Source organism: Flavobacterium ardleyense (assembly GCF_033547075.1).
GTDB classification, from domain to species: Bacteria; Bacteroidota; Bacteroidia; order Flavobacteriales; family Flavobacteriaceae; genus Flavobacterium; species Flavobacterium ardleyense_A.
In genome coordinates this window covers 1,779,627-1,796,002 of sequence record NZ_CP137891.1, presented here as the reverse complement: position 1 = coordinate 1,796,002, position 16,376 = coordinate 1,779,627, and the positions used below count along the sequence as shown (strand labels likewise).

The window sequence follows — 16,376 nt, the reverse complement described above, 5'->3', positions numbered from 1 at the left end:
TAATGAAGAATATTGCGGTAATTGGAGCAGGAACAATGGGTAACGGAATTGCTCATACATTTGCACAAAAAGGTTTTACAGTAAAACTTATTGATATTTCAGAAAAATCTCTAGACAAAGGAATGGCCACGATTGCAGGTAATCTTGACAGAATGGTTGCGAAAGGAACTATTACCGAGGCCGACAAACTTACAACTATAGGAAATATAATCACTTATACAGATATCAAAGATGGTGTGGCTGGTGCTGATCTAGTTGTGGAAGCCGCCACAGAAAACGTCACTCTTAAACTTGATATCTTTAAAAAACTTAATGAATATTGCGAAGCTGATACAATTTTGGCAACTAATACTTCTTCTATTTCTATCACCCAAATTGGAGCAGTAGTAAGCCATCCCGAGCGAGTTATTGGAATGCACTTTATGAATCCTGTGCCAATTATGAAATTGGTCGAAATCATTCGTGGCTACAATACTTCTGATGAGGTTACAAAATCGATAATGCAAATGTCAGAAAAACTAGGAAAAACTCCAGTCGAAGTTAATGACTATCCAGGTTTTGTAGCAAACCGAATTTTGATGCCAATGATAAATGAATCAATTGAAACATTATACAATGGAGTCGCAGGAGTGTACGAAATAGACACAGTGATGAAACTTGGTATGGCGCATCCGATGGGTCCGTTGCAACTAGCTGACTTTATTGGACTTGACGTTTGCTTGGCAATTTTGGAAGTTATGTACAATGGTTTCAAGAATCCAAAATATGCACCTTGCCCCTTATTAGTAAATATGGTGAGAGCTGGAAAATTAGGAGTTAAATCTGGCGAAGGATTTTATGATTATTCAACTTCAAAAAAAGCAGAAAACGTTGCGAAACAATTTCACAAAAATTAATACTGTAAAAACAGTGTTCAAAAAATAATTTTGGCAAAAATACACCCATTTAAAGCTTTTAGACCAACTCGGGACAAGGTGAGTTTGGTAACTTCTAGATCGTACGAAGAATATTCGCCTGCCGAGTTGGCCTCGCAATTGGACTTTAATCCACTATCTTTTTTACATATCTTAAATCCTGCTTACACAAATCAGCAGAAAATAACTTTTGAAAAACGTTTTAAACTCGTTCATCAAAAATATCAAGATTTTAAATATGATAATATCCTTGTTCAGGACGAAAAGCCAGCGGTTTATGTGCATAGAATAAAAACGGATAATAATACTTTTACCGGAATAATTCTTGCCACAACTATTGACGATTACAAAAATGGTCTCATCAAGAAACATGAGGATACATTGCAATATCGAGTTGAGTTGTTTAAAGATTATATGAGGTATGCAGGATTTAATACCGAGCCTGTGTTAATGAGCTATCCTGACAATGACCTAATTGACAATTGGATCGAAAACAAAACGTCAAGAGTGCCCGACTTTGAATTTGCCACAACTATAAAGGACGTTCATTATTTATGGAAAGTGGATGACGTTGAAGAAATCGAGTTTTTGCAAGAAACTTTTGATAAAATTGGCGACTTATACATTGCCGATGGTCACCATAGATCTGCGTCGGCAAATATGTTATTTGATGAGCAAGCAGCAAACAAAACCGAGTCTAAATCTAGGTTTATGAGTTTCTTAATTGCCGATAGCAATGTGAAAATTTATGAGTATAATAGATTGATAAGAGATCTAAACGGCCTTTCTAAAGAGGACTTTATCGACAAACTATCCGAAAATTTTGAAGTCGAAATCAAGTCTCAACAACTTTTTCACCCTAGTAAGAAACATGAATTTGGGATGTATCTTGAGAATGAATTTTATTCGCTTACGCTAAAGTTAGAAAAGTTTTCGTTTGATGATGCGTTACAAGGATTAGATGCACAAATTTTATACGACACCGTTTTATTGCCTATTTTAGGAATTGCCGATCTTCGTAATGATGAAAGAATAGATTATATACCAGGAAAAAAGTCGGTGATTGATATTAAAAAAATTATTGATTCCGAAGAATTTGAGTTAGGATTTGTACTTTTTCCCTCAGACATTACAGAAATTAAAAACATAGCCGATTCTAATTTAATTATGCCACCGAAAAGTACGTATATAGAACCAAAATTCAGAAGTGGCCTTGTCGTTTATGAACTTTAATAGATACAAAAAATGAATATTGCTACCCGGCTTACAGAAATAAAAAAAATACTACCGGATAATGTTGTACTTGTTGCGGTTTCAAAGACCAAACCTGTACAAGATTTGATGGCGGCATATAATGCGGGTCAGAGAATTTTTGGTGAAAATAAAATCCAAGAGATGACTGACAAATTTGAAGAAATGCCAAAAGATATTCAATGGCATATGATTGGACATGTACAGAGAAATAAAGTGAAATATATGGCGCCATTTGTAGCGCTCGTTCATGGCGTTGATAGTCTCAAACTTCTTCAGGAAATCAATAAACAAGCAGAAAAAAACAACCGCATAATTTCTGTACTATTGCAAGTTTTTATTGCAGACGAAGAAACGAAGTTTGGATTTGACAAAAATGAGATATCTGAAATTTTCAATTCAGATTTCAAAAATGATTATAAGAATGTCAAAATTGAAGGTTTGATGGGAATGGCAACATTTACAGATAAGCAAGAACAGATAAAAGAGGAATTTACAACTCTAAAAAACCTCTACGATCAATTTGCTACAGCTAATGATCTTACTGTACTTTCTATGGGAATGTCTGGAGATTATAAAATTGCGATAGATTGTGGGAGTACTATGGTGCGAATAGGCAGTAGCATATTTGGATCAAGATAATTATAAAAAAAGAAAAAATTGTACGCAATACTTGACATAGAAACCACAGGAGGACAATTTAACGAAGAAGGGATTACAGAAATTGCTATCTATAAATTTGATGGAAACGAAATAGTAGATCAATTTATAAGCCTAGTTAATCCTGAAATACCAATTCAACCTTTCGTGATAAAACTGACAGGCATTAATAACGAAATGCTAGTAAATGCTCCAAAGTTTTACGAGGTGGCAAAGCGAATTTTGGAAATTTGCAACGGTTGTATCCTTGTGGCACATAATTCTAGCTTTGATTATAGAATTTTGCGTACTGAGTTTAGGCGCTTAGGATACGATTTCCAGACAAATACACTTTGTACAGTTGAGCTTGCGCAAAAATTACTACCAGAACAGCCATCTTTTAGCTTAGGAAAACTCGTTCGTGCGCTCGGTATTCCCATGGCTGACAGGCATCGTGCAAGTGGAGATGCATTAGCAACGGTCAAACTTTTCAAGCTGTTACTTTCTAAAGATACTTCCAAAACAATTGTCAAGGAGTTGATAAAAACTGAAGTCGAAAAAGGAATCTCTCCTAAACTTCTTGATATTGTAGAATCTTTGCCTTCCAAAACGGGGGTGTATTATGTCCATAAAGAAGATGGAACCATTATTTTTATCGCAAAAAGCAAAAATATAAAGAGAGCGGTAAACAAGCACTTTATTGGGGATTCTAGAATTTCGAAAAAGATTCAAGCAGAAGTTTTTACTGTAACTTTTGAGGAGACTGCGACTGAACTTATTGGAATTATAAAAGAACGCACAGAAGTTGTCGAGAATAAGCCCGAATTAAATAAAGTTACCAATAAAAGTATATACCGTTGGGGCTTATACGAAGAGCTTAACGACGAAGGATTTCGTGTTTTAAATATCAAAAAAGCGGACAGATTTCGAAAAGAGATTTCACTATTTGCTACTCTTCCCGAAGCAAAAAGTATGATTGAAATGGCAGTCGAGGATTTTTATATTATCCCATCTTTACTAAAGATTGGATTTGAGTTAGAAGTTAAATCAAATAATACGATTCCATTAGTAGAGATCTACAATCAGCGCGTAGAGGATTTGATTAAACATGTACAGATTGACGGTAAAACATTTTTTATTAGAGAAAGGGGACGCACCATTCATGAACGAAGTGCTATTCTTGTAGAGGACGGAATTTGTAAAGGTTATGCTTTTTTCGACCTAAACTACCAAGTACTTAATGTCAATGTTCTTAAAAATATATTAATACCAATAAAGCATACTTCGGATATTAAAAATATATTACAAGCATATATTTTAAAAAATAAAAATTTAAAAATAGTCTACTTGTAAGCGATTGACTATTTTTGACTGTACTTCAAAATTTACTTTCTTGGAAATTCACATTAATGAAAGATTAAGGAGGAAACTCCATAGGATAATTTACGAGGCTGATACTCCGACGGGTAAGCTGTTTGATATTATTCTGTTGATACTTATTCTTATTTCTATTGCTGCCATTATGTTTGAAAGCGTAGCAGCTATTAGATTTAAGTATGGTCACATGCTGCACATTATTGAGTGGACCATAACTATATTATTTACTATCGAATATATTGCAAGAATTCTTACAGTTCGTAAACCAATAAAATATGTTTTAAGTGCCTACGGAATTATAGATTTATTGGCTATTCTACCATCTTATATAAGTTTGCTATTGCCAGGGGCGCATCTATTAGCTTCTTTGAGGGCTGTTCGTTTATTGCGAGTTTTTAGAATCTTGAAACTTGGACATTTTGTGGGTGCATCGCATATGCTAATGATTGCATTGAGAAGAAGTAGGGACAAAATATTTGTGTTCCTTTTCACCGTAATAATTCTTTGTGTCATTTTTGGAACTTTGATGTATATGATAGAAGGACCACTAAATGGCTTTTCAGATATACCAGTGAGCATTTATTGGACAATAGTGACATTAACAACTGTAGGTTTTGGCGATATTACTCCGCAAACTGGCCTTGGACAATTTTTATCAATGGTCATTATGATTATGGGTTACGGAATTATTGCGGTACCAACTGGTATAGTGACGTCTGAAATTGTAAATAAAAAACCTGGCAATCAACCTACAAACACAACTTCTTGTCCAAACTGCAACGAAACTAACCACAAAGATTACGCGAATTTTTGTTACAATTGTGGAGAAAAACTACACGCTAAAGAAAGAGGAGAATGATTTCCAAAAAATATTTGATCGTTATTGTAGGCCCAACCGCAATTGGCAAAACTTCCAAAGCTATAGAGGTGGCACAAAATTATAATTGCGAAATTTTGTCATGTGATTCTCGACAATTTTATAAAGAAATGAGCATAGGCACAGCCGTTCCCTCCAAAGAAGAACTCAGCGCCGTAAAACATCACTTTATACATAACAAATCGATTGGAGATAAATACACTGTTGGAGACTTTGAGAGAGATGCAATACAGAAACTTGATCTCTTATATGCAACTTCAGATTTTGCAGTGATGGTGGGTGGCTCTGGCCTGTATGTGGAAGCTGTATTATTTGGAATGGATGAATTTCCGGAGATTGATCCAAGTATAAGAGTAGAAATTCAGAATAATTATCAAAACTTAGGAATTACCTATTTGCAAGAAAATCTGCAAAAGTTAGATGCAGATCAATTTGAAGTAATAGAAAAAGGAAATCCTCAGCGGTTAATGCGTGCACTGGAAGTCTGTTTGCAAACAGGAAAACCCTATTCAAGCTTTCTGACAAAGAATACAAAAAAGAGAAATTTTATTCCAATAATAATAGGATTAGAAGCAGATCGCTCACTAATTTATGAACGAATAAATCGTCGCGTTGATATAATGATAGAGGACGGATTACTTGCAGAAGTAAAATCTCTACAAAATTTTAAAGAGATTAATGCATTGCAAACCGTTGGTTATAAAGAGCTTTTTGCCTTTCTTACCGACGAGTATTCATGGGATTTTGCGGTAGAAACCATCAAAAGAAATACTCGTCGATATGCTAAAAGACAACTCACTTGGTTTAAAAAAAATGAGTATACCAAATGGTTTAATTACAATGAGAGCAGTAAAACAATTTTTGACTACATTGACAGTAAAAAAACTGAAACTGAAATTTAAAGCTTTTTTATTCTGCGAGTTTTGGCTTATTTTCTTTATTGCGAACAACAAGTCTAAATCCTTCTCCGTGAATATTTAAAATTTCAACATCTTCATCAGGTTTAAGATATTTACGCAATTTCGCTATATAAACATCCATACTTCTTGATGTGAAATAGTTATCATCTCTCCATATTTTTGTTAATGCTAGCTCTCTAGGCATTAAATCATTTTCGTATAAAGTTAATAACTTCAAAAGTTCATTTTCCTTTGGAGACAACTTTATCGGTTCTTCGTCTTTGAAAGTCAAGAATCTAAGTTTAGAATTCAAATGGAAATTTCCAATTTGAAATTCAAATCTTACATGATCACTCTTTGTATCACTTGCTTTTCTCTGTATGATTGCTTTAATTTTCATCAATAACACTTCCGAATCAAAAGGTTTATTAAGATAATCGTCTGCCCCTACTTTATATCCTTTAAGTACATCCTCCTTCATAGACTTTGCAGTCAAGAAAATGATTGGCACTTCTTTATTTTTTTCACGTATTTCCTTTGCTAATGTATACCCATCTTTGTATGGCATCATAACATCAAGAATACATAAGTCATACGTATCTTTTTTAAATTTTTCAAATCCCTCCATACCATTCTTGGCGAGAGTGACATCAAAATCATTTAACATAAGATAATCTTTTAGTATTGCACCAAAATTTTGATCATCTTCTACTAGTAATATTTTCTTGTTTTCAGTTTCCATAATTAATTTATTAGGGGTAATTTTATTATAAATGTGCTGCCTTTTCCTTTTTCGCTTTCAACGAATATTTGACCATTATGATCTTCAACTATTTTTTTGACGTATGCTAGGCCAAGACCGTGTCCCTTGACATTATGCAAATCGCCTGTATGCTCTCTATAAAACTTTTCAAAAATTCTCTTCTGTGCAATTTTTGACATTCCTTGACCATTATCCTTGACTTTTATAATTACAAAGTCTTTGACATTTTCGGTATAAACTTCTATTAGTGGTGTATCGGGCGTATATTTTATTGCATTATCTAACACATTTACCAATACGTTGGTAAAATGCATGTCATTAAGCAATACCGTACGTCTGCTTGCATCGAGATGCGTTATGATTTCACCTCCTCTATCCTCAATTATTAGATTAACATGTTCAATTGCATCTTCAATCATATCATGAATATCGCTTGACTCTTTCGCAATTTCCAATTCTTTGCGCTCTAATTTTGAGATACGCAATACATTTTCAACTTGTGCATGCATTCTCTTATTTTCGTCGCGAATCATTTGCAGATAGCGCTCCCTCTTTTCGGGATCATCTTTTACCTTTGGATTCTTGATTGCATCAAGGGCTAAATTTATTGTCGCAATTGGAGTTTTAAACTCATGCGTCATATTATTTATAAAGTCTGTTTTGATTTCAGAAATCTGACGTTGCTTAATTAACTGATTTAAAGCACTGCTGTAGGCGATAATTATTATCAAAGTAAATATTATCGATAAAATTGTTATTCCAATTAAATCAGAAAATAGAAATCTCTTTTTCTGAGGAAAACTTAAATACAGACTATACCCACTTTTTCCTTCATTGTCAGTAAAAATTGGAGTTGAATAAGTAGAGTTTCCAGAATTGCGAAATTTATCAGATCTTATTTTTGTAGCAAGACCATTGTAGTAAATTCCATATTCAAAAGAAGTGTGAACTCCATATTCATCCAGCTCATTTTCGAGTAATCGCTGCAATCTCTCTTTGCTTATACGATCTTGAATAGGCATCGCAGAGGCAACATCTCTAAAAGATATCTCGAACTGCGCGTTCTGTAAAATATCAACACTTCCAATTTTTTCAATTTTAGTGTCCGGCTTTAAATTTGCACTAATGTCACTATTGTCAATCTGATTGTTATTATAAACTTCTGTAATGCGCTTTGAAGAAAAATTTCTACTTTTTACACTATCAAGCTTTTTATCAAAGAACGAAGATGAAATGTTGTAATCCTCTGAAATTATACTATTCGAATAAATAATTGTTTCATTGGTAACATTATTTTTTTGCACATAATAAAATTCCAACAAATCACTTTTCTGAGGATCTTTGCCGATGCTATCTTTTAACTTTTCGTACTTATTTAAAAAACTGTAAGCTTCTTGTTTTTGGATTTTTTCTGCAACATTTCCAATCACTTGTCGTACGTGAAATCCAAATTGTTCCTCATTATTCTTAAAGGAAGAATTAAACCAATAAACTTGTACAAGTATGATTCCTATCAAAGATAAACTCATCAAAAGTACCAGCAAGCGAAAAAATAACCTATTCATCTCCACAAAATTAGCTTTTTAACAATTGGTCTGCATTTACATTAACCAAAGATTAACTAAAAAGTACATTATTGCAATTTCTTTAGATTTTTAAGAATTTGATCTACTTGTAGTTTCATTGCGTCTCTATCAATATTAACAACTACAAAATCACTTTTTTCTGCCCTCATCTTATCTGTCCACTGATTGCGCATCCTCGCTCTTACGTCATCTTCCGATGATGCATCCCTTTTGATAACTCGTTGTATTCTAATCTCTTCAGGCACTTCTACGGTAATAATTTTATCGCAATCTTTGTAAGATCCACTTTCAAAAAGAATGGCAACCTCCTTAATAATAAATTCTTCGTCGGAATGGTTTTTGAGCCACTCAACAAAATGATTTCGTACAACTGGATGAATTATGGAATTTAATTTTTCTAAATTTTTTGCATTATTGAATACTATTTGTGATAACAATTTGCGATTAACCAATCCATTCTCAATTACATCGGCACCAAATACTTTTTCAATTGCGCTTACAACATCGGTGGTATCTGTTAGTTTTCGAGCTTCATCATCAGCAATATAGATTGATATTCCTTTCGATTCCAGATAGCGAGCCACTGTACTTTTACCACTACCAATCCCGCCTGTAAGTCCAATTATCTTTGTCATATTATTATTTAGTTAAAAAACAGTTTCGGAAAAGTCGTCTCGGGATTTTTCTTTAATATTATAATATTCCAATAGGATCTCAAAAATCCTAAACCGTATCCGTGCATTTGCTTAAATACTGCTAATACCGAATACATTCCAATTTTTATACTCTTGGTCTGCGCTGTCGCGAAAAGTAAAATCAGCAGGAAATAAAAAAGATATAGATATATTACCCAATTTATTCCAAACAATACTAGCAACAATGATAAGTACAAACCTAAAATAAAAACTGTCGGGAAGAAATAAGTAAGTTTATTATATTTTGGAAACCACGAGTTTAAGATCGGCCTGACCATCCCAAATTTTGAAACCTGCATTGAAAATTTTGACCAATCAATTCTACGTTTATGATACACATAAGCATTTGGAAACAATCTTGTGTCCATCCCTAAATTCCACAACCGCATCGTTAGATCTGGATCTTCGCCAGGGTGAATTCTTCCGAATCCTTTACTTATTTCGAAAGCTTCTTTTGACAATCCCATATTGAAACTTCTAGGTTGGAATTTATTAAGTTTCTCAGAGCCGCCACGAATTCCTCCTGTTGTAAGGAATGAAGTCATTGCAAAATTTATTGCTTTCTGAACATCAGAAAAAGATTCCAAAGCTCTGTCGGGCCCACCAAAACAATGACAAAAATTTCCTCTAAGTTCGGCATCAACTTCTGCTAAGTACTGTTTCGGAATAATACAATCTGAATCAAAAATGATAAAATAATTACCCTTTGCCCTTTCCATTCCGTAATTTCTAGAAGCACCTGGACCTGAATTTGCCTTAAAATAATACGAAATATCCAGCCAAATTTTAAATTTGTCCACAACTGATTCGCAAGTTAAAGTAGAGCCATCTTCTACAATTATAACTTCAAATGCAGTTTCAAACGTACTTTGTACAAGACTTTGAAGTAATTCATCTACTTCGTCTGGCCTATTAAAAACAGGAATAATTATAGAATATTTCAGGTTGTTCATTGTATTAGAATCTAAAAACATATTGCAAAGCTACTTTTTATTTAACAAGAAATTCTTAACAATATTGCAAAAAAAATGGCCTATGTTTTCACATAAACCATTTTGTATCGAAATATTCCAATCTAGAAATACGGTGATTTCAAATTTATTTAATGCTAGGGATTTGAAGCATTTCATTGCTATCTTTTGAATAGTCAACACCTTCAAAATCAAAACCAAAAAGGTTGTAAAAATCTTTTCTGTATCCTTTAAGATCTCCTATTTTTTCAAGATTATCAGTTTCTGCCATCTTCCACAGTTCGGCAACTTTGGCCTGAACATCTTCGCTCATTTCTAAATCATCAATGCGAATTAGACCTTTCTCATCCACCGGAACTTTAGAGCCATTGTATAGCTTTTCTGAAAATAGGCGAACCATTTGCTCAATTGTACCTTCGTGCGTGCCATTTTCCTTCATTGTTTTGTACAACAACGAAATGTATAGTGGAATAACCGGAATTGCAGAACTTGCTTGAGTTACCAATGCTTTATTTACAGAGACAAAGGCTTGACCATTAATTGACTTTAGAGAATCCGAAATGGTAAAAGCGGTAGCTTCAAGGTGATCTTTCGCTCTACCAATTGTCCCTTTTCTATACACCGCTTCTGTTACAGAAGGTCCGATATACGAATAAGCCACAGTTTTAACTTCAGGAGCAAGTAAACCTGCCTCTTTTAGAGCATCAATCCACATTGCCCAATCTTCTCCCCCCATTACTGCAATAGTGTTCTCAATATCTTCTTCACTACAAGGTTCAATGCTTACTTCGCTAACTTTTCCGGTATGAAAATCTACGGTTTTATTAGAAAATTTTTCCCCGATTGGCTTTAAAACTGAACGATGCAAAATTCCCGTTTTTGGATGCAAGCGAACTGGCGATGCCAAACTATATATAATAAGATCAACCTGACCTAAATCAGCTTTAATCAGATTCATAGTTTGTTTTTTAATATCGTCAGAAAATGCATCTCCATTAATACTCTTGGCATATAAACCTGCTTTGTGCGCCTCATTTTCAAAAGCTGCAGAATTATACCAACCTGGAGAAGCAGGCTTTCCTTCTACTGGTGGCTTCTCGAAGAAAACCCCAATAGTTGCAGCATTTGAACCAAAAGCACTAGTAATTCTTGAAGATAATCCAAAACCTGTAGAGGCACCAATTACCAATACTTTTTTAGCTCCTTCAATAGTACCTTTAGATTTTACATACTCTATCTGGTTTATTACATTTTGCGCGCAACCTTCTGGATGCGATGTAGTGCAAATAAAACCTCTCATTCTTGGTTCAATAATCATAATATACTATATTAATTCGTTCAATTCAAAAAATAAAAATTCGCTAAACACCAGTACTATTAGGTGACTTTTTAGCAAAGTTTAAAAATATAAAATAATAATCTAATTCAACAATTCTTTTGCATGCTTTAAAGCCGACGCTGTGATATCTGCTCCAGAAAGCATAGTCGCAATCTCGGCAATTCGCTGCTCTTTTGACAGCAAAATCAAATTTGAACTTGTACTATCATTTTCAGTTTCCTTATATACTTTGTAATGATGCTTTCCTTTGGCCGCTATTTGCGGCAAGTGGGTAATAGAGAGAACTTGCATATGCAAGCTCATTTCTTGCATAATTAATCCCATCTTATTGGCAATTTCACCAGAGACACCCGTATCAATCTCATCAAAAATAATAGTTGGCAAATTGGAATATTGTGCCAAAATGGCTTTAACAGCCAACATAATCCTAGATAATTCTCCCCCAGACGCCACCTTACGCAGCAAGCCAAAATCAGTTCCTTTATTGGCAGAAAATAAAAATTTTAATTCTTCTTTTCCATTACTTACATACTTGTCAAGTGGAAATAGCTCAATATTGAAACGCACATGAGGCATTCCTAATAATTCTAATATTGATTTAAGCTTATCGGTTAGCTTTGGAAGAGCGTCAATTCTTGCGATGTGAATTTGTTGAGCTAATTCGTCCAACTCTTTCTCGCTAGCACTAATTTCAATATCTAACTTAGCGATCGTAGTTTCTAGATCTGAAACAGAAACTACTTTTTGGTCCAATTCTTCCTGAATTACCAACAATTCATCTACGGTAGAAACTTGATGTTTCTTCTGTAAATTATAAATTACTTGTAATTTTTGATTTGTACTTTCAAGTTCTTCCGGATCAGAAGATAAACCCTCTTGAAGCTGCTCTATTTCAGTAAAAACATCATCTAATTCAATCAAACTGCTGTCGATTCTGTCGAAGATTTGTTTGTAATCAGAGCCAAAACCTGAAATTTTCTGAAAAGAACCTCGGATATCTTTTAAATTATTTAAAATTCCAACGTGCTCATCTCCAAATAAATTTTCCGCTTTTTTAAGAACTTCGCTGATAAATTCGACATTGCTTAATTTTTCAAGGTCAATTTCCAAAGTTTCTTGCTGTCCTGATTTTAATTGAGCAGAATAAAGTTCGTCAAATAAAAAGGTGTTATAATCTTGTTCCTTTAAGGCTGCAGCCAAAGAGTCTCTTAATTCGAGATGCTTCTTTTTAGCTGTTTTGTAGACTTTTAGATTTTTTGAAAATGATTGCAATTTTAAATTATTATCTGCAATCGCATCAATAATTCTAAATTGAAAATCCTCTTCTGAAAGTTCCCTAGTTTCGTTCTGCGAATGAATATCAACGAGAAACGATCCAAGCTGCTGCAGTTCATTTAAATTAATAAGACAATCATTTACAAATGCACGAGACTTTCCTGAAGGTAAAATTTCTCGACGTATTGTTGTGCTTTCCTCGTAATCCAAATCATTATAAGTAAAGAAATCTTGTAGATTATAGCCTTTTAAATTAAAGCCTGCTTCGATAATGCATTTTTTTTCTTTATTTTTTAAAACAGAAAGATCTGCTCTTCTGCCCAAGACAAGTCCTAAGGCTCCTAGTAAAATAGATTTACCCGCACCCGTTTCTCCGGTCATTGTTGAAAAACCATCAAAAAAATTGACCGACATTTTGTCGATCAATGCAAAGTTTTCAATCGATAACGAACTTATCATCTATTAGACTTTTTGATTGGAAATAGTTTCAATTATAATTTTATCTGTCCCCATTTACTAGCGTTTAAGGGAGACACCTTATTTAGTTGCTCAATCAAATCGGCCACTGGAATTGAAGGTCCACCAGAAAATATCGAAATTATTTCATCACTTTTGGCATCAAAAAATACTCTTGTTAAAAATGCATTTGGTCTAACCTGATGTAGCTGACCGAGAGTGAAAATTGATTCTTTTACGGCGGTTTTGGCAGCTTTCAAATCTTGATTCATCAAATCTAAACCTTCATAATGATATTTATAAAGTGCCGCTCTAAATGGCTTATAACTTGGAGAAACTAAATCATTAATTAAAAAATATCTGTTTTGATTTCCATCTGCCTGACTCCATCCTTTACTTCCGCCTTGTTGAGCGATAATTGCAACGTCAAGTGCTTTGTCAAGACTTGCTTTTCCACCTTCCAATTTAAAACTATCGCCATCAAGACCAATCATTACGTAACTGTAGAAAGCTAATAGTGATACTAAATTAGAATCGTAAGAATTAGGATTAAAAGTCAAGTTCTCAAAAGCGACATACCTAAAATCCACATCCTTATCATTGTAATTAAAAATTGGACTAGAATAAGTAGAATTAAATATAGGTCTTGCCGATTGTATTTGGATAGTTCCAGAAAAAGCATCAGAAGAATATGAACTCAGATTAATAAATACTGAACAGTTAATTCGCTCTTGTTGCAGAATATTTTGACCTGTCCAATCTGTATTATTCATAAATTCAGTCAACGCAGTTTCCAAAGTTTTAAACGTTTGATTGTCCGCATTTCCAAGTTTATCGGAGTTGACAGTAACTACACAATTAAGTTGCTGCGCTTGTGCGGCAGTGAACAATAACGAGAAAATTATAAAGAAATATTTATTCATAATATAGTATCTATTATTTTGGCTATCAAATCATTTGCAACCGCCTCTTTTGACTTTAGTGGCAAAGTCTCAATCTGACCGTCCTTATCTATAAAGGTAACTTTATTGGTATCCACTCCAAAACCAGCACCTGCATCTTGAAGAGAATTTAAAACAATCAAATCTAGGTTTTTTTTCTTGATTTTTGCTTTTGCATTGGCAATTTCATTTTCGGTTTCTAGAGCAAATCCAACCAAGAATTGCTTTTCCTTAATTGCGCCAAGTGATTGCAAAATATCTTTATTTTTAATTAGTTCGATATTTAAAGTTTCTTCTTGCTTTTTTATCTTCTGGTCAGCAATATTTTTAGGTCGATAATCTGCAACAGCTGCCGAAGCAATCATTACATCTGCTTCATAAAAGTATTGATGACAGACCATATACATTTCCTCTGCCGATACAACTGGAATAACTTTAATTAAAGTATCGGATGCTTTGCAATTGGTAGGACCTGAAACCAATACTACTTGAGCTCCCAATCTAGCGGCAGCTTCGGCGATTTCAAAACCCATTTTGCCAGACGAATGATTTCCTATGAAACGCACAGGATCAATAGCTTCGTATGTTGGACCAGCTGTAATTAAAAACTTTTTATTCAGAAGCGGTGATTGTCCTTCCAAATCCTTAGTAATAAAGTCAACAATATTCTCAGGCTCAGCCATTCGGCCTTCGCCCGATAGCCCACTTGCTAGTTCACCTGATTCAGCAGGAATGATAAGATTGCCAAAGGAAGTTAATGATTGTAAGCTGTGAATGGTGGAAGGATGTTTATACATATCGAGGTCCATTGCTGGTGCGATATAAACAGGACATTTTGCCGAAAGGTATGTAGCAATTAGCAAATTATCGCAGTCGCCTGATACCATCTTTGCCAGTGTATTGGCAGTTGCTGGAGCGATAATCATAATATCAGCCCACAAAGCCAATTCTACGTGATTATTCCAAACCGCATTTTCGTCCTGTTCATCATAGAAACTAGAAAAGACTGGGTTTTTGGATAGAGTAGAAAGTGTTAAGGGTGTTACAAAATCTTTACTAGCAGGTGTCATTACAACTTGTACCTGAGCACCTGCTTTAATAAAGAGTCTAACTAAACTGGCTGTCTTATAGGCAGCAATGCCCGCTGACACTCCAAGAAGTATATTTTTATCCCTTAAAATTGACATGGTATTATTTATTCATTAGTAGAATCGCGGTGGTAGATTCTACCTTCAAGCCATTCTTGTACTGCTAAAGCGTGTGGTTTAGGCAACTTTTCGTAAAACTTTGAAACTTCAATTTGTTCTTTATTTTCAAAAATTTCTTCAAGACTATCATTATAAGTCGCAAACTCCTCCAATTTCTCAGTTAATTCTTTTTTTATTTCAGAGTTAATTTGATTTGCTCTTTTTGCAATAATTGTTATCGCCTCATATACATTACCTGTTGGCTCCTCAATTACAGTTTTATTGTATGTAATTGTATTTACAGGTGCATTCGTCTTCTTTAAATCCATGACTTTTTTTATTTTGAAAATTGTTTTAACTCCGAATCTATTTTTGTCAGCATCTTTGCCACGTCTTCCTTATATATTGTATCTTCCTTATATTTTACTAATGACTTGTAGGCCACTTTAGCAGAATTAAGTCGTTCTTCTTTCTTAGAATCCACACTATTCATCGCCAATAAATAGGCCGAATCAAATTTGTAAAATAAAGCTTCTTCTTTGTATGGCGTTCCCGGATAATCTGCAACGAAATTATCAAGAGCTACAATAGCAGCTTTGTAATCCATAATCTTGTGGTAGCCTTTTGCGACTTCAAAAACCTTTTTTTCGACCTTCTCACGCAACGACTTTACATTCACATTAGCTTCCTCTATGAATTCTGAAGTAGGATATCTATCAATAAAATTTTGAAATTTATCAATTGCTTTTTCAGTGTCAATTTGATCTAATGAGTAAACTGGCGATAACTTAGAATATGATTTGGCAGCCATAAAAGATGCTTCTGCGGCCATTTCATTCCTTGGATATGAAGAAGCAAAATTATCAAATTGATAGCCCGCAGCAAAATATTGCTTTGTTTTATAAAATGACTGAGCATACATCATATACATTTCGGCTGCTTCTGGCTTTCCTCTATATGCAGGAGCTAACTGTTCAAAAAGCCTAATTGCTTTTGAATATTTTTTCTCTTCATACATTTTTTTGGCCATATCATACTTTGGCCTGATTTCGTTTGCCTTTAGAACTTTTTGATACTGCCCACAAGAGCTGAAAAGTACTATTACAATTATGAAAGTTAGAAGTTTTGTCATTTTTTATTTTGAATTTTGCTGCAAATATGAATTGAAAATATTAATATTAAGCGACTGCAAATTTAGTTATTAAT

At 34.0% G+C, this 16,376-nt stretch carries 16 protein-coding genes; 6 read left to right on the top strand and 10 right to left on the bottom strand.

All coding sequences use genetic code 11. From position 1 onward, the window contains the following. Nucleotides 1–2 precede the first annotated feature (2 nt). From SBO79_RS07790 to miaA, 6 genes are read left to right on the top strand one after another with little or no spacing between them, the layout of a single operon-like run. The gene (locus tag SBO79_RS07790; protein ID WP_318639856.1) at nt 3–896 is read left to right on the top strand and encodes a 3-hydroxyacyl-CoA dehydrogenase family protein; all 894 of its coding nucleotides are present in this window, start codon (nt 3–5) and stop codon (nt 894–896) included. 30 nt (nt 897–926) lie between these two features. Beyond that, the gene (locus SBO79_RS07785) at nt 927–2,147 is read left to right on the top strand and encodes a DUF1015 domain-containing protein (protein WP_318639855.1); all 1,221 of its coding nucleotides are present in this window, start codon (nt 927–929) and stop codon (nt 2,145–2,147) included. 12 nt (nt 2,148–2,159) lie between these two features. Continuing rightward, the gene (locus tag SBO79_RS07780; RefSeq protein WP_318639854.1) at nt 2,160–2,807 is read left to right on the top strand and encodes a YggS family pyridoxal phosphate-dependent enzyme; all 648 of its coding nucleotides are present in this window, start codon (nt 2,160–2,162) and stop codon (nt 2,805–2,807) included. An 18-nt stretch (nt 2,808–2,825) separates the two neighbouring features. Further along, nucleotides 2,826–4,157, top strand: a complete 1,332-nt coding sequence (locus SBO79_RS07775) for an exonuclease domain-containing protein (RefSeq protein ID WP_318639853.1) — start codon at nt 2,826–2,828, stop codon at nt 4,155–4,157. Between the two features lie 40 nt (nt 4,158–4,197). Continuing rightward, entirely contained in the window at nt 4,198–5,040 is an 843-nt protein-coding gene (locus SBO79_RS07770) for an ion transporter (protein ID WP_318639852.1), read from the top strand. Continuing rightward, nucleotides 5,037–5,960 (top strand): tRNA (adenosine(37)-N6)-dimethylallyltransferase MiaA, encoded by a 924-nt coding sequence (miaA, locus tag SBO79_RS07765; protein ID WP_318639851.1) that lies wholly within the window; start codon nt 5,037–5,039, stop codon nt 5,958–5,960. The genes SBO79_RS07770 and miaA overlap by 4 nt, the downstream gene beginning before the upstream one ends. Nucleotides 5,961–5,967: 7 nt before the next feature. Here miaA and SBO79_RS07760 read toward each other — a convergent pair whose 3' ends face one another. The 10 genes from SBO79_RS07760 to SBO79_RS07715 form a co-directional block, all read right to left on the bottom strand. Further along, nucleotides 5,968–6,699: a response regulator transcription factor gene (locus tag SBO79_RS07760; RefSeq protein ID WP_318639850.1), complete on the bottom strand. Its 732-nt coding sequence runs from the start codon at nt 6,697–6,699 to the stop codon at nt 5,968–5,970. Between the two features lie 2 nt (nt 6,700–6,701). Next, complete coding sequence (locus SBO79_RS07755) at nt 6,702–8,285, bottom strand: sensor histidine kinase (RefSeq protein WP_318639849.1); 1,584 nt, start codon at nt 8,283–8,285, stop codon at nt 6,702–6,704. 68 nt (nt 8,286–8,353) lie between these two features. Beyond that, a complete protein-coding gene (coaE, locus tag SBO79_RS07750) occupies nt 8,354–8,941 on the bottom strand; it encodes a dephospho-CoA kinase (RefSeq protein WP_318639848.1) in 588 nt (195 codons plus the stop codon). An 8-nt stretch (nt 8,942–8,949) separates the two neighbouring features. Then, nucleotides 8,950–9,945 carry a glycosyltransferase family 2 protein gene (locus SBO79_RS07745; RefSeq protein ID WP_318643484.1) on the bottom strand — a complete coding sequence of 332 codons (996 nt, stop codon included), beginning with the start codon at nt 9,943–9,945 and terminating at the stop codon, nt 8,950–8,952. Between the two features lie 154 nt (nt 9,946–10,099). After that, entirely contained in the window at nt 10,100–11,290 is a 1,191-nt protein-coding gene (fabV, locus tag SBO79_RS07740; RefSeq protein WP_318639847.1) for an enoyl-ACP reductase FabV, read from the bottom strand. A 102-nt stretch (nt 11,291–11,392) separates the two neighbouring features. Continuing rightward, a complete protein-coding gene (gene recN / locus SBO79_RS07735) occupies nt 11,393–13,045 on the bottom strand; it encodes a DNA repair protein RecN (protein ID WP_318639846.1) in 1,653 nt (550 codons plus the stop codon). Between the two features lie 32 nt (nt 13,046–13,077). Beyond that, the gene (gene porD / locus SBO79_RS07730) at nt 13,078–13,965 is read right to left on the bottom strand and encodes a type IX secretion system protein PorD (RefSeq protein WP_318639845.1); all 888 of its coding nucleotides are present in this window, start codon (nt 13,963–13,965) and stop codon (nt 13,078–13,080) included. Further along, on the bottom strand, nt 13,962–15,170 hold the full coding sequence (gene coaBC / locus SBO79_RS07725) for a bifunctional phosphopantothenoylcysteine decarboxylase/phosphopantothenate--cysteine ligase CoaBC (protein ID WP_318639844.1): 1,209 nt from the start codon (nt 15,168–15,170) through the stop codon (nt 13,962–13,964). Before coaBC ends, porD begins: the two co-directional genes overlap by 4 nt. An 8-nt stretch (nt 15,171–15,178) precedes the next feature. After that, the gene (locus tag SBO79_RS07720; RefSeq protein WP_318639843.1) at nt 15,179–15,499 is read right to left on the bottom strand and encodes a DNA-directed RNA polymerase subunit omega; all 321 of its coding nucleotides are present in this window, start codon (nt 15,497–15,499) and stop codon (nt 15,179–15,181) included. Between the two features lie 8 nt (nt 15,500–15,507). Further along, a complete protein-coding gene (locus SBO79_RS07715) occupies nt 15,508–16,302 on the bottom strand; it encodes an outer membrane protein assembly factor BamD (RefSeq protein ID WP_318639842.1) in 795 nt (264 codons plus the stop codon). Nucleotides 16,303–16,376 lie beyond the last annotated feature (74 nt).

Excerpts from the sequence above, each read along its gene's own strand:
- recN (WP_318639846.1), bottom strand. The coding sequence starts at position 13,045 with ATGATAAGTTCGTTATCGATTGAAAACTTTGCATTGATCGACAAAATG.
- miaA (WP_318639851.1), top strand. The coding sequence starts at position 5,037 with ATGATTTCCAAAAAATATTTGATCGTTATTGTAGGCCCAACCGCAATT.
- SBO79_RS07720 (WP_318639843.1), bottom strand. The coding sequence starts at position 15,499 with ATGGATTTAAAGAAGACGAATGCACCTGTAAATACAATTACATACAAT.
- fabV (WP_318639847.1), bottom strand. The coding sequence starts at position 11,290 with ATGATTATTGAACCAAGAATGAGAGGTTTTATTTGCACTACATCGCAT.
- SBO79_RS07715 (WP_318639842.1), bottom strand. The coding sequence starts at position 16,302 with ATGACAAAACTTCTAACTTTCATAATTGTAATAGTACTTTTCAGCTCT.
- SBO79_RS07755 (WP_318639849.1), bottom strand. The coding sequence starts at position 8,285 with ATGAATAGGTTATTTTTTCGCTTGCTGGTACTTTTGATGAGTTTATCT.
- SBO79_RS07760 (WP_318639850.1), bottom strand. The coding sequence starts at position 6,699 with ATGGAAACTGAAAACAAGAAAATATTACTAGTAGAAGATGATCAAAAT.
- SBO79_RS07790 (WP_318639856.1), top strand. The coding sequence starts at position 3 with ATGAAGAATATTGCGGTAATTGGAGCAGGAACAATGGGTAACGGAATT.
- SBO79_RS07780 (WP_318639854.1), top strand. The coding sequence starts at position 2,160 with ATGAATATTGCTACCCGGCTTACAGAAATAAAAAAAATACTACCGGAT.
- coaE (WP_318639848.1), bottom strand. The coding sequence starts at position 8,941 with ATGACAAAGATAATTGGACTTACAGGCGGGATTGGTAGTGGTAAAAGT.
- porD (WP_318639845.1), bottom strand. The coding sequence starts at position 13,965 with ATGAATAAATATTTCTTTATAATTTTCTCGTTATTGTTCACTGCCGCA.
- coaBC (WP_318639844.1), bottom strand. The coding sequence starts at position 15,170 with ATGTCAATTTTAAGGGATAAAAATATACTTCTTGGAGTGTCAGCGGGC.